General features: G+C 32.8%; 15 protein-coding genes and 1 rRNA gene. 5 read left to right on the top strand and 11 right to left on the bottom strand.

The window, feature by feature from the left end:
• Positions 1 to 61: 61 nt before the first annotated feature.
• From CCORG_RS03415 to mqnE, 7 genes are all read right to left on the bottom strand, one after another.
• Positions 62 to 1573, bottom strand: a 16S ribosomal RNA gene (locus CCORG_RS03415).
• Positions 1574 to 2090: 517 nt separating this feature from the next.
• Positions 2091 to 2843, bottom strand: coding sequence for a pilus assembly FimT family protein (locus CCORG_RS03410; protein WP_025803846.1), 753 nt, complete (start codon positions 2841 to 2843; stop codon positions 2091 to 2093).
• A 44-nt stretch (positions 2844 to 2887) separates the two neighbouring features.
• The gene (locus tag CCORG_RS03405) at positions 2888 to 4018 is read right to left on the bottom strand and encodes a glycosyltransferase family 39 protein (RefSeq protein WP_161632389.1); all 1131 of its coding nucleotides are present in this window, start codon (positions 4016 to 4018) and stop codon (positions 2888 to 2890) included.
• A 46-nt stretch (positions 4019 to 4064) separates the two neighbouring features.
• Positions 4065 to 5210, bottom strand: a complete 1146-nt coding sequence (locus CCORG_RS03400) for an MFS transporter (RefSeq protein WP_025803848.1) — start codon at positions 5208 to 5210, stop codon at positions 4065 to 4067.
• 8 nt (positions 5211 to 5218) lie between these two features.
• Positions 5219 to 5662 carry a phosphoribosyltransferase gene (locus tag CCORG_RS03395; protein ID WP_025803849.1) on the bottom strand — a complete coding sequence of 148 codons (444 nt, stop codon included), beginning with the start codon at positions 5660 to 5662 and terminating at the stop codon, positions 5219 to 5221.
• Between the two features lie 3 nt (positions 5663 to 5665).
• Positions 5666 to 6955: an NCS2 family permease gene (locus CCORG_RS03390; RefSeq protein ID WP_025803850.1), complete on the bottom strand. Its 1290-nt coding sequence runs from the start codon at positions 6953 to 6955 to the stop codon at positions 5666 to 5668.
• A 1-nt stretch (position 6956) separates the two neighbouring features.
• Complete coding sequence (gene mqnE, locus CCORG_RS03385; RefSeq protein WP_025803851.1) at positions 6957 to 8033, bottom strand: aminofutalosine synthase MqnE; 1077 nt, start codon at positions 8031 to 8033, stop codon at positions 6957 to 6959.
• 144 nt (positions 8034 to 8177) lie between these two features.
• On the opposite strand from mqnE, the gene glmS reads away from it, so the two are divergent.
• Genes glmS through CCORG_RS03360 form a run of 5 tightly spaced genes read left to right on the top strand, consistent with a single transcriptional unit; the run spans position 8178 to position 12179 of the window.
• Positions 8178 to 9989 carry a glutamine--fructose-6-phosphate transaminase (isomerizing) gene (glmS, locus tag CCORG_RS03380; RefSeq protein ID WP_025803852.1) on the top strand — a complete coding sequence of 604 codons (1812 nt, stop codon included), beginning with the start codon at positions 8178 to 8180 and terminating at the stop codon, positions 9987 to 9989.
• Complete coding sequence (locus tag CCORG_RS03375; RefSeq protein WP_232088130.1) at positions 9982 to 10365, top strand: HIT domain-containing protein; 384 nt, start codon at positions 9982 to 9984, stop codon at positions 10363 to 10365. Before glmS ends, CCORG_RS03375 begins: the two co-directional genes overlap by 8 nt.
• A gap of 34 nt (positions 10366 to 10399) precedes the next feature.
• Positions 10400 to 10966, top strand: a complete 567-nt coding sequence (locus tag CCORG_RS03370; protein WP_025803854.1) for a YceI family protein — start codon at positions 10400 to 10402, stop codon at positions 10964 to 10966.
• A 53-nt stretch (positions 10967 to 11019) separates the two neighbouring features.
• The gene (locus tag CCORG_RS03365; RefSeq protein WP_025803855.1) at positions 11020 to 11322 is read left to right on the top strand and encodes an ABC transporter permease family protein; all 303 of its coding nucleotides are present in this window, start codon (positions 11020 to 11022) and stop codon (positions 11320 to 11322) included.
• 20 nt (positions 11323 to 11342) lie between these two features.
• The gene (locus CCORG_RS03360) at positions 11343 to 12179 is read left to right on the top strand and encodes a cache domain-containing protein (protein WP_025803856.1); all 837 of its coding nucleotides are present in this window, start codon (positions 11343 to 11345) and stop codon (positions 12177 to 12179) included.
• Here CCORG_RS03360 and CCORG_RS03355 read toward each other — a convergent pair.
• The 4 genes from CCORG_RS03355 to CCORG_RS03340 form a co-directional block, all read right to left on the bottom strand.
• Positions 12146 to 13192, bottom strand: coding sequence for a sensor histidine kinase (locus tag CCORG_RS03355; RefSeq protein WP_232088131.1), 1047 nt, complete (start codon positions 13190 to 13192; stop codon positions 12146 to 12148). The genes CCORG_RS03360 and CCORG_RS03355 overlap by 34 nt on opposite strands.
• 64 nt (positions 13193 to 13256) lie before the next feature.
• Positions 13257 to 13913 carry a response regulator transcription factor gene (locus CCORG_RS03350; protein WP_025803858.1) on the bottom strand — a complete coding sequence of 219 codons (657 nt, stop codon included), beginning with the start codon at positions 13911 to 13913 and terminating at the stop codon, positions 13257 to 13259.
• Positions 13914 to 13953: 40 nt separating this feature from the next.
• The gene (nrfD, locus tag CCORG_RS03345; protein ID WP_025803859.1) at positions 13954 to 14922 is read right to left on the bottom strand and encodes an NrfD/PsrC family molybdoenzyme membrane anchor subunit; all 969 of its coding nucleotides are present in this window, start codon (positions 14920 to 14922) and stop codon (positions 13954 to 13956) included.
• Positions 14915 to 15475 (bottom strand): 4Fe-4S dicluster domain-containing protein, encoded by a 561-nt coding sequence (locus CCORG_RS03340; protein ID WP_025803860.1) that lies wholly within the window; start codon positions 15473 to 15475, stop codon positions 14915 to 14917. Before CCORG_RS03340 ends, nrfD begins: the two co-directional genes overlap by 8 nt.
• Positions 15476 to 15477 lie beyond the last annotated feature (2 nt).

The following is a 15477-nucleotide window of genomic DNA, read 5'->3' as shown; positions in this document are numbered from 1 at the left end:
ATCATTTAATTGTAACTTTCTTATAGATATCTTGTGAGAGAGTATCTATATTGTACTCTAGAAAGGAGGTGATCCAACCGCAGGTTCTCCTACGGTTACCTTGTTACGACTTCACCCCAGTCGCTGATTCCACTGTGGAAGGTAGCTAATTTAGCATCCCTGCTTCGAGTGAAATCAACTCCCATGGTGTGACGGGCGGTGAGTACAAGACCCGGGAACGTATTCACCGTAGCATGGCTGATCTACGATTACTAGCGATTCCGGCTTCATGGGGTCGAGTTGCAGACCCCAATCCGAACTGGGACATATTTTATAGATTTGCTCCATCTTACGATATTGCGTCTTACTGTATATGCCATTGTAGCACGTGTGTCGCCCCGGACATAAGGGCCATGATGACTTGACGTCGTCCACACCTTCCTCCTACTTGCGTAGGCAGTCTGTTTAGAGAACTCAGCCGAACTGTTAGCAACTAAACACGTGGGTTGCGCTCGTTGCGGGACTTAACCCAACATCTCACGACACGAGCTGACGACAGCCGTGCAGCACCTGTCTTAACATTTCTGCAAGCAGACACTCTTCCATCTCTGGATGATTTGTTAGATATCAAGTCCGGGTAAGGTTCTTCGCGTATCTTCGAATTAAACCACATGCTCCACCGCTTGTGCGGGTCCCCGTCTATTCCTTTGAGTTTTAATCTTGCGACCGTACTCCCCAGGCGGTATACTTAATGCGTTAGCTGCATTACTGCTTTGACTTGCAAAGCAACAACTAGTATACATCGTTTAGGGCGTGGACTACCAGGGTATCTAATCCTGTTTGCTACCCACGCTTTCACGCCTCAGCGTCAGTTAGGTTCTAGTAGATCGCCTTCGCAATAAGTATTCCTCTTAACCTCTACGGATTTTACCCCTACGCTAAGAATTCCATCTACCTCTCCCCTACTCTAGACTACCAGTTTCCTGTGCAGTTTAATGGTTAAGCCATTAGATTTCACACAAGACTTGATAATCCGCCTACGCGTCCTTTACGCCCAGTGATTCCGAGTAACGCTTGCACCCCCCGTATTACCGCGGCTGCTGGCACGGAGTTAGCCGGTGCTTATTCGTTAGGTACCGTCATTATTCTTTCCTAACAAAAGGAGTTTACGCTCCGAAAAGTGTCATCCTCCACGCGGTATTGCTGCGTCAGGGTTTCCCCCATTGCGCAATATTCCTTACTGCTGCCTCCCGTAGGAGTTTGGACCGTGTCTCAGTTCCAATGTGACTGATCATCCTCTCAGACCAGTTACGCGTCATAGCCTTGGTAAGCCATTACCTTACCAACTAGCTGATACGATATAGTCTCATCTTACACCGAAAAAACTTTCCCAACTTAACTTATGATAAGTTGGAGTATAGAGTATTAGCAGTCATTTCTAACTGTTGTTCTCTAGTGTAAGGCAGATTAACTATATATTACTCACCCGTGCGCCACTAATTCATCCTAGCAAGCTAGGACTTCATCGTTCGACTTGCATGTATTAGGCATACCGCCAGCGTTCACTCTGAGCCAGGATCAAACTCTCCATAAAAATATGAAACTTTAGTATTTTTATATTACTATTATGGTATATAAAAACTAAAGAGTGTTTGTTTTTATTTAAGTTTAATCTTTAAAACTTTAATAGCTTAAATCTACTATGGAATTTATAGTAAAAATAAGATTTTAAAATATTTATTAATTTATAATTTTACTCTTAATTGATATAGTAAGTTAATTACTTGCTTATATCTAAGGTTCTCCATATTTTATATAGATATCTTAAAGTTATCTATATACGATAGAAAAGACTATAAAGAGTATATAAATAAATGGCTCAATCGATCACTTATTTAGATTTCAAAGATTGACTTTGATTTATAGTTTAACATTATTAAATTTAAAAAACATACTTTTATAAAAAGACTGTTTAACTTAGCTTGATAAAATTATTATTTAAGCTCTTTAAAAAGGCTTCCTTTAAAAGCGAAATGAAATTATACAAGAGTAAAGCTTAAATATAGCTGAAAGTTGGGGAGAAATTTCAAATTTATTGAAATTTCTTTGATTTAAATTGTTCTGTCAGCTGGTTTTATACATCTATTTGGCTGTCCAGGAGTATTTTCACAACCTGGAAACCATATAATTCTTGCATACCCAGTTTCAGGAGTTATGGTTATAACTGCTTGATTTCCAGCATCCTTAGATGGCCCATCATTTACCAATGTAATATTGCAATTAGAATTAATCATTCTATCAACAGAATTTTTTGCTCCACCTCCCTTAGTTGTTGATATTGAACGATATGGCACTCCTTTATTATCAAAAGATATATTACCGCCACCTTTAGTGCTTGCAGAACACCCTCCAGATAAAAAAATCTCTTTTACACCAAATTTTGAACTTAAATTATATTTATCAAGTGTATTTGTTTTTTCACTATTAGACATACCGCTCCAACCAGATGTCATATATTTATTAGGACTTAAAGGATCCCTAGCTATCTCATCTTTACTATTAAGATTTCCACTAACAGTTATATCCTTGTAAACACTATATCGCCATTTATCTGTATCATCATCTCCAACCCTGTTAAAAGATATAGTCCATCTTTTTTTATACCAATTTGAGTCAGTAGGATCATAAACATCATCACTTAGTGCTAAATGTTGCGTATATCTTATATGAGATACCACCTGATCTGCGGCCTCAAGAAGAGCATTTCTATCAAATCTTGGCATAAGAATAGCTGCCAAAATACCAACAACAACTATAACTACAACAAGCTCAATCATCGTAAAAGCTTTTTTTAATTTACACATAAATTAACCCTCTTTTGAAATTTAAGTAAAATTATAGCATAAAATCACAAAAGATAGAATTTCACAACAGTATTTCCAAATTTAACTATATCTATTTCATGCTTTGAAATACCAATATTTTCACTACTTAAAATGTATCTTCCACCGCTTTGGATCCCATAAAATTTTAGCCTTACTCTAAGTTCTGAATCTAATGTTATAACGCTATTTATATCTTTACTTTTTAACTCATTAGCCAAATCTTTTGCAATATCAAATTTATATATAAAGTGCCTACTAGGTTCATTTTTAAAAACAATCGGGTACAAAATTTGACTGTTTATTATAAAAAAAGAGTGAATAGCTAAAAATATCAAAGTTAGCAGTCCAAAAAAGTTATGTTTTTTTCTAAATTTTGGAAGTCTTATACGCTGCGAGCTAAAAAAAACTTTAACAATAAGCGGAACAGCTATTGTAGCAAATGGTAAAAATTTCTCTATATCAAATCTTTGCCTAAAAGACAAAATAAGGCTTAACAAAAATGCAGTAATAACTATAAACCAAAGAAGGCTCTTTCTTTCCTTAATCCAAATTCTATAAACAGCATATATAAAAAACAAAAATCCAAAAAGAGAAAAAACAGCTGCATAAATTCCAACAGCATCTAAAAAATACCCTCTTGGTTTACCATGTATGTCGTAGTTATAAAATATAATTGATATCATTAAAAGAACAATTGCAACAATGGCTAAATTTCTTTTTTTATCATATATAGCATAAAATAAAACGCCAAGATATAAAATGCCAAAAGCAGAGTCAACAAATAAAGCAATAGTCAAAACCATATATGATATAAAAGATCTTTTGCTCTCATATAAATACAAAAAAAGCAGAGTAAAAAATAAAATTATGCCAGCTTCATTTACCACAATCGCACTTACCATAGTTCCAGGCAAAAACATATAAATGCTTACACATAGCAATCTATCGCCTTTTCTTTTTAGGATAAGCTTTGAATATCTATACATTATGATACAGTTGATTAAATGTATCAAAAGAAAAGGTAAACGCACAGCAAAGTCATTTTGCCCAAAGAGATGACAAGATAAATTTGCTAAAAAGCTTACTAAATTTTCAGAGTTAAAAAAAATCTGAGCCTCATAATGACTTATGCTTAAATTTGAGATTGCAAACAAAAGGCAGACTAAATTGATCAGAAATATCAAGACAAATAGAAAATTCTCATCTCTTAACACTTAAAAGTCCTGAAAAAATAAGAGAAATCACAACTAAAATTCCAATAGATATAAGAAAAATTTTCCAGCCATATCCAGAATAAATGAAGCTTGGAACTACACTTCCAAGAGAACCACCAAGATAATAAATGCTCACATAAAGCCCATTTGCTATACCTTTATGAGTGTCGTTTATTCTATTTATATATCCAGATGCAATGCTATGACCTATAAAATTTCCAAAACACACAACAAGCATCGCACAAAATATAATCCAAAAGCTATCAAATTCAAGAAAAAAAAGCCCAAATATAAAAACTATAGCACCAAAAAACATCGCTTTTGGGGCATTTCCAAAAAACGAAACTATCCTGTTAGAATTAAAAGCTACTAAAACACCTATAAAATACCCAAAATAAATGAGTCCTGTTTTTGTCCCGCTAAAATTTCCGCCAAGTTTATTTAACTCAAATGGTAAGAAATTTAAAACAGCTGTAAAGCTAAAAAACAGACAAAATATATAAGCAACTATAAGGGCATTTGATCTAAATTTTAAGATCTTAAATATATCGCCAAGCTTTGGTTTTACAGGACTTACACTTACTTTACTTGAAATTTTAGTAAGCATAAAAGCAGACATTAACAAAACAACTCCTAAAATAGCAAAAAATACCCGCCAAGAGTTAAAGATATCATAACTAAGTCCTGATAAAAACCGCCCTATAAATCCACCAAGTATTGTTATTCCTATGTAAACGCCTATTGCACTTGCGATATTTTCTTTGGAGGTATTAGTTGAGATATAGCTCATTATGCCAGTTAAAGCAGCTGGAGCGATGAGACCTTGAAGCCCTCTAATGTTTAGCAAAAAATAGTAGTCATTACAAAAAGCAAACATAAGCTCTAATACGCCAAAAGCAAAAAAGGCAAAAACTAAAATTTTCTTTATGCTAAATTTTTCTAAAATATAGCCATAAACGATACTAGCAATTGCTAGTGGCACAAGAATAGAAGTGGTAAAAAGGCTTGCTTCAAATTTAGAAATTCCTAAAATTTCCATAAAAACAGGCTGTATAGGCTGAACACCATACATCACACAAAGCGTAAGTCCAGCACAAAAATACATTATGTAAATTTCAGCCTTCTTACTCATATTAACTCCTAAATTTCAACCTTCTCCCAAAAAAATTCAATCCAATCATTTGCTTCTTTTACGCTAAAATCAGGTTTTAATAAAGCGTGTTTTTTGTAAAAAAGAGTTGCTACTTTAAACTGAGCATGTGGAAATTTCTCCTTTAAAACCCTTAAAATTTCAACCATACTCTCACCACTATCTATGATATCATCAATGAGTAAAATTCTTTTATAACCGTTTAAATTTGGAATATTAAAAACATCAATAGTATCAAGCTTTTGAGTGTCATCATAATGGATTGAATTTATAGGAAAAAGGTTTCTACTACCAAGAGCAACTGTTATAAAATGCCCTAAAGTAAGCCCCCCTCTAACAACTGGTACAAACGCATCTGGTGCGTAACTATCTTTAACAAGTCTTGCTAAATTCTTAGCATCTTTACTAAATTCTTCATAACCATAATAAATCATTTTTTACCTTATAATAAAAGATATTAGGCTAATAGCAGCTAAAAAAACTACGCCAATATTTAAAAATTCAAACTCACGCTTTACAAGCCTAACAAAAAAGTAAGCAACAAAACCAAAAGCAAGCCCTGTCGTGATAGAGTAAGTTAGCGGCATAAGCATAACTATAAAAAATGATGCAACGCAGATAGCTGAGTCTTTAAAGTTAATATTTACAAGCTCGCTAAACATCATAACTCCTACCATTATAAGAACAGGATATACAGCATTTCCAGGTATAGCTCCAAAAAGCGGAAGCATAAAAAGAGTTAAAATAAAAAACGCAGCTGTAACAACTGCTGTAAGTCCAGTTCTACCACCTTCTTCAACTCCACTTGCACTCTCAGCAAAAGCTGTAACAGTAGATACTCCAAGAAGTGAACCAGTCGTAGAAGCAAAAGCATCAACGCCTAAAGTTTTTTCAAATTTTTTCATACCATCTTTAGCATCAAAAAGCTTAGCTCTATTGCCTACTCCAGATAGAGTTCCAAGTGAATCAAAAAGCTGAGTAATAAAAAATGTCACAATAGCTGGAATCAAAGCCAAACTAAAAGCTCCAACTATATCAAGTTCTAAAAATATCGGTGAAATAGATGCTGGTAGAGAGAAAAATTTATCAGGCTTTGGTGAAATTCCAAAACTCCACGCAACAATTGAAGTAATTAACACCGCAATAATAAAAGCTCCTTTTACTCTAAGAGCCCAAAAAAGCACAACCATAGCAAGTCCAAAAAGACCCAGTAAGGTGTTATGATCACTGAAATTTCCAAGCCCAACCAAAGTTGCTTCGTTATGAACTATAATTCCCATCTCTTTTAAGCCTATAAAGCTGATAAATGCGCCTATTCCAGCACTTATTGCCCTTCTTAAATCAAGTGGAATGCTTTTAAGTATCCAGATACGAAAATTTGTAAGAGATAAAACTAAAAATATCGCCCCACTAAGAAATACCACACCAAGAGCTGTTTGCCACGGAATTTTCATACCAGCTACAAGCCCAAAAGTAAAGTAAGCATTAAGTCCCATTCCAACGCTTAAAGCAATTGGCGTGTTAGAAAAAAATCCATTTAACCCAGTTGCAAGAATCGTAACAAGAGCAGTTGCTGTAAGAAGTGCTTCTATTGGCATTCCAGTATTGCCCATTATGATGGCATTTACAGGTATGATATACATCATAGTTAGAAATGTCGTAAGTCCAGCGTTAAATTCTTGCTTAACGCTACTATTCATCTGTTTTAGTTTAAAAAATTTCTCCATCTTAGTAAACCTTTAATTCATTATACAAGCTATCTCGCTCAACTGGAGTTAGTCCTGCAGTTTTTATTAAATCAATAAAATCTTTCATTGTTAAGCCATTTTTACTTGCTGCACCAGCACTGCTTTGAATGGTCTCTTTTTCTATCGTTCCATCTAAATCATCACAGCCAAATTCTTGTGCTACAAGAGCTAAATTTATAGTTGAAGTTGCCCAGTAGGATTTAATGTGAGTGATATTATCAAGCATAAGTCTTGATACGGCAAAAGTTTTTAAAATTTCAACCGACCCTAGAAATTTCTTAACCTTTAAGTAGTTATTATTACGCTGATAAACTAGCGGTATAAAGGCATTAAACCCACCTTTGCCGTTTTTAATAGCCATATCTTGAACATCTCTAAGTCTTAGCATATGATCAACTCTATGCTTTCTTTCTTCAATGTGTCCAAAAAGCATCGTAGCGTTACTTTCACGCCCTCTTTGATGCCAAAGAGAGTGAATTTTTAGCCACTCATCACTTTTAACCTTGCCATTACATACTTTTTTTCTAATGGCTTCATCAAAAATTTCAGCCCCACCACCAGGCATAGAGTCAACCCCATACTCTATCATTTTATCAAGTATTTCTTCATAACTAAAGCCATTGTTTTTAGCTAAAAAATCAACCTCAGCTGCGGTCATTGCTTTTATATGAAGGTGTGGATATTTATCTTTTATCATCTTAAAAATTTCCAAATACCACTGCCAACTTACATTTGGGTTGTGAGCTGAGACAATGTGAATTTCTTTAGTGTCTCTTTTTACAGTATCATCAACTATAGCCATTATCTCATCATGGCTCATTGTGTAAGATTTAGCATTTTTACGATGAGCTGAAAAAGCACAAAAAAGGCAAACATCCTTACAAAAATTTGTAGGATTTATGTGGCGATTTGCGTTAAAGTAAACTTTATCACCATTTAACTCACGCCTTTTTGCGTTTGCAAATTTTCCAAGTGTAAAAAGATCAAGCTCGTAAAGCTTAAGCCCATCTTCATAGCTTAAACGCTCTTTGTTTTTTAACTTTTCTAAAATTTCCATATATAAGCCTTAAATTTCTAAATTTGGTAATTATATACAGTTATGACTTTAAAAAAGCTTTTTAATCCAAATTTATTAAAATTTCAACTGTTAATTTTAACAATATATAATTAAAGCTTTTAAATTTTCATAAAGGATATAAGAATGTGTGGGATAGTTGGATATATCGGAAGCAAAGAGAAAAAATCTATCATACTTAGCGGACTTAAAGAGCTTGAATACAGAGGCTATGACAGTTCAGGCATTGCTACAATGTCAGGTGAAAAGATTGATTGCTTTAAAGCTGTTGGCAAGCTATCAAATTTAGAAGAAAAAACTAAAAATTTCACTTCAGATGGCTTTGGCGTTGCTATAGGTCATACTAGATGGGCAACTCATGGAAAGCCGACCGAAATCAACGCTCACCCACATCTTGGCGAGTATAGTTTTGTAACTCATAATGGAATCATAGAAAATTATCAAGAGATAAAAGATGAGTTAGAAAAAGATGGTGTTAATTTTTTAAGTCAAACAGATACTGAAGTTATAGTTCATCTTTTTGAGAAATTTAACGAAGAGTTAAAAGATCCATTTAAGGCTTTTGAAAAAACTATATCAAAACTAGTTGGAAGTTATGCTATTTTAATCATCTCAAAAGCTGCTGGTGATACAATATTTTTTGCTAAAAATGCTGTTCCGATGATAATTGGACAAGATGATAATGGCGAAGTTTTCTTTAGCTCATCAGATGCACCACTTATTGGGTATGTCAAAGATGTTGTTTATTTAGATGACAAGATGTATGGTTATGCCAAAAAAGGTGTTGTAGAAATTTATAAAAATCACAAAACCATAAAACCACAAAAACATGCTCTACCAACAGATAGAAGCTATGCCCAAAAAGAGGGATTTAGGTTTTTTATGGAAAAAGAAATTTATGAACAAAGTACAGTAGCAACTGAAACCATGATGGGAAGAGTTAAAAATGGCACTATAAAATTTGATGAAATTTCACCTGAAATATTTGATGGCATAGACGAAATAGTTCTTTGTGCATGTGGAACTAGCTACCATGCTGCTTTAACTGCAAGCTATCTTTTTGAAAGGGTAGCAAAAATTCGCACAAAAGTAGAAATAGCAAGTGAATTTAGATATAAAGAGCCATTTTTAAACAAAAACTCACTTTTCATAGTTGTATCTCAAAGTGGCGAAACAGCCGATACACTTGAAGCTCTAAAAATAGCTAAAGATGCTGGACTTAAAACATTAGCTATTTGCAATGTTGATAATAGCTCAATGGTAAGACTAGCTGGAAATGTTATACTAACAAGAGCTGGCATAGAAAAAGGCGTAGCTTCAACAAAAGCCTTTACTACGCAGGTTATGACTCTTTGGATGGTAGTTTTATATCTAGCAAATTTAAGAAAAATTTTATCAAATGATGAGTTAAAAAATGAGACAAAAGCACTTCTAAATTTACCAAAAGTCCTAGAAGTTGATCCAAAACTCCATGAAAAAATCCGCCGCATAAGTAAGCACTACTTGCACGGACATGGATTTTTCTTTATTGGAAGAGATGTGTTTTATCCTTTAGCACTAGAAGGGGCTTTAAAACTAAAAGAGATAAGCTATCTTCATGCTGAAGGATACGCAAGTGGCGAGATGAAACATGGTCCTATTGCATTAGTTGATGAAGGGCTTTTTACTATTGCACTACTTCCAAAAAACACCCTTTATGAAAAAACAAAAAGCAATGTCGAAGAGATAGCTGCTAGAGATGGCTTTGTTTTAGCTATAAGTCCGCTTGAATTTGAACTAAGCGATGATTTTATCAAAACTAGTGAACAAGAGCATTTTATGAGTGAGTTTTTTGAGATGATGGTTGTGTTGCAGCTTTTTGCGCTTGAAATTTCAATAAGACTTGGAAATGATGTTGATATGCCTAGAAATTTAGCAAAGAGTGTGACAGTTGAGTAGAATTTATGAAGATGATTTTATCTATATAGAAAAAGAAAACTCTCAAATTCCTTGGGTAAAGATTTTTACCCAAAAGGATTTTAAAGAGTTAAGCCATTGTGATGAATTTACGCTAGATAGGCTATTTAAAGCCTCAATGATAGTTGAAAAAACTATGCTTAGCTTTTATAAACCAGATAAGATAAATCATGCAAGTTTTGCAAATTATGTTCCAAAAGTACACATTCATGTAATGGCTAGATTTAAAAACGATAACTTTTTCCCAGAGTCAGTGTGGGGTAAAAAACAAAGAGATACCAACTTAAATTTGCCTAGCTTTGATAAATTTACAGAAATTTTAAAGAAAAATTTAGAAATTTTGTTTACTTATACCTAGTAAAATGGTGATTATTTCAATAAAAGGAAAGAAAATGAAAAAATTACTATTTTCAGCAGTTGCATGTTCGTTTTTACTAGTAGGAGCTGCAAATGCTAAAGATTACGCAGTTGATCCTACTCATACTAATGTCGGGTTTAAAATAAAACATCTTCAAATTAGCAATGTTAGAGGTAGCTTTGATGATTTTGAAGGAAAAATAGACTTTGATCCTGAGACAAAGGAGTTAAAGAAATTTGAAGCAATAGTTAAGGTTGCATCTATTAACACAAAAAATGAAGGAAGAGATGACCATTTAAGAAATCCAGACTACTTTGAAGTAGAAAAATATCCAGAAATGAAATTTGTAATGAAAGAGTTTGTAAAAGAAGATGATGGTGAAGAAGGCGTTGTAAAAGGCGATCTAACAATAAAAGATGTAACTTTACCAGTTGAATTTGAGTATGACTTTGGTGGCGTTATTAAAAATGAAAAAGTTGATAAAATCGGCTTTACACTAGAAGGCGAAATCGATAGAACTAAATTTAATGTTGGCGAAGAAAGCATTGGTATTGGTAGCGAAGTAGATATCACAATAGAAGTAGAAGCAGACGCAATATAAACCAAAAGGTAGCAATTTGCTACCTTTATTTGCTAAATTTATAAGGAATTTAGATGTCATATGATAAAGAGATTGAAACTCTAAAAAAAGAGATAGAAGATCTTAAAACCGCTCAAGAAGAACGCATAAAAAATCTTGAAAGTTTGCTTGATTTACAGCTAAAAAATAGCCAAAATATAGAATCAATAAATAAAAACATCAAAACAATATCAAGAAGGCTTAGTCCAGCAGATAGAAAAAGGCTTAGATACCTTAGAAACAGAAAGATAACTCAAACAGTTGGTGTTGTGCTTCTTTTTACAATATCAGTACTGCTTATGATAATCGTAGTTTTTAATATATATAGTAAGATTTAACCTAATAATTAATATAACTAATGAGCCATAAATTTCTAAAAACTATCTTTTTTATAGCTACTGCATCTTTGGTTTTGTACTTTTTAATTGGGTACTTAAACAGTAAAAACATAGATGAGTCTAAAGATTTTTTAGACAGTAGTGCTAAGGTTTTATTAAATTCAGCCAAAGAAGATAGATTAAACGCTCTTGCTATGTCAACTCTCATCTCTCATAATAAAGCCCTCAAGGAGTGTATGTCAAGTAAAAATTTGGATGATTGCAAAAACATACTAAACAACCATGTAAACACACTTAAAGAAATTCCACTTTATAAAAATGTGAAAATTCACCTACACTCAAATGATATATTAAGTCTAGTTAGAAGCTGGGATTCTAATCTAACAGGCGATGATTTAAGTAGCTTTAGGCATTCACTTAAAATGGTTAAAAATAGCAAAAAGCCGATTTCTGGTATTGAGATTGGAAGATGTGGGGTTTATACAAGAGGAATTTCTCCTATTATTAAAGATGAAGAGTTTCTTGGCTCAGTAGAGGTTATGCTTGATTTTTCATATTTAAATGAGAGTATGAAAAAATCCGGTGTAAATCTTTTTATCCTTATTCCAAAGAGATTTAAAACTGACTGCTTTAGTGATAAACTCTCCTTGGTAAAGGGTTATATTTTACTAAATGAAATGAATGTAGATCTAAATTTTGTTAATATGCTAAATGAGATAGACTTAAATAAAAGCTACACAAAAATAGGAAGTAATCACTTCTATTCTATGAAATTTTTTGATTTGAATGAGGAATTTATAGGCTATATAATCCTTCACATTAACTATCCGATATTATCAAGTAGCAACTCTTTATAAAGTGGAATTTTATAAGTAAATTTAGAGCCTTTTTGATATACACTATCTACAGAGTAGTTTATAGCATATTTCTGACAAATCTTAAGAACTATATTAAGCCCTAAACCAAAACCTCCCCTAGTAGTATCTTCTTTTTGAAATCTACTCCAAATTTTAGCACTATCTTTTATACCTATACCAAAATCTTCCACGCTAAAACTAGCACTATTTTTATCCTTAACAAGTTCTACTTTAATAATACTATTTGGATGAGAGTACTTTAAGGCATTTGAAAGATTGTTATCAACCAATCTTGTAGCCTCAACCTTACTCATATAAATTTCCAATCCATCTGCTATAAATTCTTCTATACTGATTTTTTTAACATTTGCTATTGTGCTTGAAAAGCGTATTCTATCCCTTAAAAACTCACTAAAATTTATAATCTCTTTTGGAAAATTTACTCTTTCATTTTTGATAAAATACTCAACATCTTCATATGCAACCTTCATCTGTCTTAAAGCTCCCTTTATACGATGAGTGTGCTTATCTCTAAATTCCAGCATCTCTAAATTTATACTTGCTACTCCAAGTGGAGTTTTAAGCTCGTGCATAGCATCATTAAAGAAGGTATTTAACATCTGATTTTTTTCTAAAAATGGCAAAGTAACACTTTTATAAGTTAGTTTTGTGACATAAAATACAACAATGATAGTACAAAGAAATGTTATAAAACTTATAAATTTAAGCTTTGAATAATTTACATTTTTAGCAACTATTAAAAAATAGAGATCATCACCATAAAAAGCATAATCTTTATAGTAGATAAAATTTCTCTCTTTTAAAACCTTAAAGTTGAAATTTGATGGCAAAAATGTCAAATTTGAACTTATTATTTTATAGTTTTTATCAAGGATAGCTTGTTCATATACTAAGCTTGTGCTTTTAGGGTTGGCTTTTATCTCTTCCATTCTAGCTTTAAGCAAATTTACACTATCTTTAGCAGTGCCATCTTTTGTAATTGTTAATATCATAAAACCTTGAAAAACAAATATTATAACTATGGCAAGAGAGACGAGTATTGGAACTTTTAAACTCCTAAGCATTTATTTTATACCCTAAACCGCGTTTTGAAATAATAAAATTTTTACTAGTTTTTTGACGAATTTTCATAATATGCATTCTAATATCTACACTATTTGTCCCTAGATTGCCAACTTCAGATATTATCTCATCAATGCCTACAAAACTACCTTTTCTCAAAAGCAAGTACTCCAAAATTTCCATCTCACCAGTAGTTAAATTTATAGTTTTATCTTTGAATTTTATATCTTTAGAAGCTGTATTAAACTCATAAATTTTATCTATAAAAACTATGCTTTTATCGCCAACTGAGTAGTATTTTCTCATAAGTTCTGCAACTCTAAATTTCATCTCAGCAAGCTCAAATGGCTTTTTAAGGTACTCATTACACCCAAGTTCATACCCAATAGCCATATCATCTATGTCAATTAATGAAGTCATTATCATTATAGGAGTTGTAATATTTAAACTTTTTACATATTTCATAACTTCATGTCCTGAAATTTCAGGTACTTTTATATCAAAAATAAAAAGATGATAAACATTTAAAGCTATTTTATCACAAGCTTCAAGACCGTTACTTGCCGTATCTACATCATATCCAAGACTTTGTAAATACTCGCTAATACTCTCTTTATAAGCAAAATCATCTTCTAAAAGTAAAATTTTCAACTATTTAACTCCTTAAATTTAGCCACTTTTACGTGGCTAATTACATTATATATGCTTGTCCTGCATACACAAAGAAAAACCTAAGGCAAACAACCCCCACTAAAAGTACTATAGAGTTTAGTACGATATAAACAGGTCTATATGCGTGATTTTTAAGTGCAGTAGCTGCTATTAAAACAGGAACTAAAAGCCCTATACCAACAGAACCAATCCAGAACAAACTAGCATACTCTTTAGTTAGCACAGAAACTACCACCTCTCTTGTGCTTCCACCTTCAAACCAAAGCCCAAGAAAAAGAATAATAAGCATAGGTATCTCAAAAATAATAACTCTTAAATCTATAACTAAGAGATATTTTACACTATCTTTATTTAGAGAGCCTTTAAAAAAAATCATTCCTACCAAAATAGTCATCGCAATACCACTTGAAAAACCTGATAGTAAAAAAAGTAGTGGAAGTATTGGGGTATTCCAAAGTGCTACTTTATTAGCAGCTCCAAGTAAAAAACCTGTATATAACCCAACAATAAGAGCTAATATAAATATGAAAATTTCAACCGCCTTTGAGAAAGATGCAAATCTACGAATAAGCTTAGTAATAGGTCTTAAATACCTAATTATTGAACTACTTCTATCAATATCTTCTTCAAAAATCATTACTGCAAACAAATATGAAAAAGGTGTAAAAACAAGTAAAGCTATAACACCCCAACTCATTACTGATAAAAGGTTGTATTTTATTAAAATCCAGTAAAAACTAAAAGGTTTACTAAGTTCAAGTATTAATAAACCAAGACCAATAGTTATGGCTATAGGAGCTGTTATAGCACCAGCTTTTACCATAGCATCCCAAATGGAACTAGTATTGCTTTGATGTCGGTTCCACTTAACTATAAGAGCAATCATTACAGCACCAGCTGCAAGTCCAGCCAAAAAGAGATAAATCGCAATGTGCCAACCCCAATTTAGATGCTCATATTGAGCCATACTTCCCCACATATTATTCATGATTTCCCCCTTTATAGTTTCTAACAAAACCTAAATTTGGCTTAGTTTTTAAATGCTCTTTTGGTAGTTCTAAAGAGTGCGTTGATGCATATTTAACTACATCGCTATTAGGATCATTTAAATCCCCAAAAATTAAAGCATCAGTTGGACACACACTTACACAAGCTGGTATTTCTCCACCTCTTGTCTCAAAACAAAATGTGCATTTTTCTATGTTGCCACTTTTTGGATCTACAAACCTAGCATCATATGGACAGGCTAAGATGCAGTATTTACAGCCAACACAGGTTGTAGGATCGACTAAAGTTATGCCTTCTGCAGTTTTAAAACTAGCATGAGTTGGACAAACTTCAACACAAGGCGCATCATCACACATCACGCAACTATGCCTTTCATAGTTTAGCTTAAGTTTTGGAAATTTACCCTTCAAATCAGCTCTTACTTGAAGTCTATATCTATCATCAGCAACACCGTGTTCATTTCTACAGGCAACTGAACAGGCTTGGCAACCTATACATAAATTTTCATCATGAATCATTGCAAATTTTTTCATCT

The sequence above is a fragment of the Campylobacter corcagiensis genome, from assembly GCF_013201645.1.
GTDB classification, from domain to species: Bacteria; Campylobacterota; Campylobacteria; order Campylobacterales; family Campylobacteraceae; genus Campylobacter_B; species Campylobacter_B corcagiensis.
Note: the sequence above shows the minus strand (reverse complement) of the source record. Positions and strands in the feature narration are given on the sequence as shown.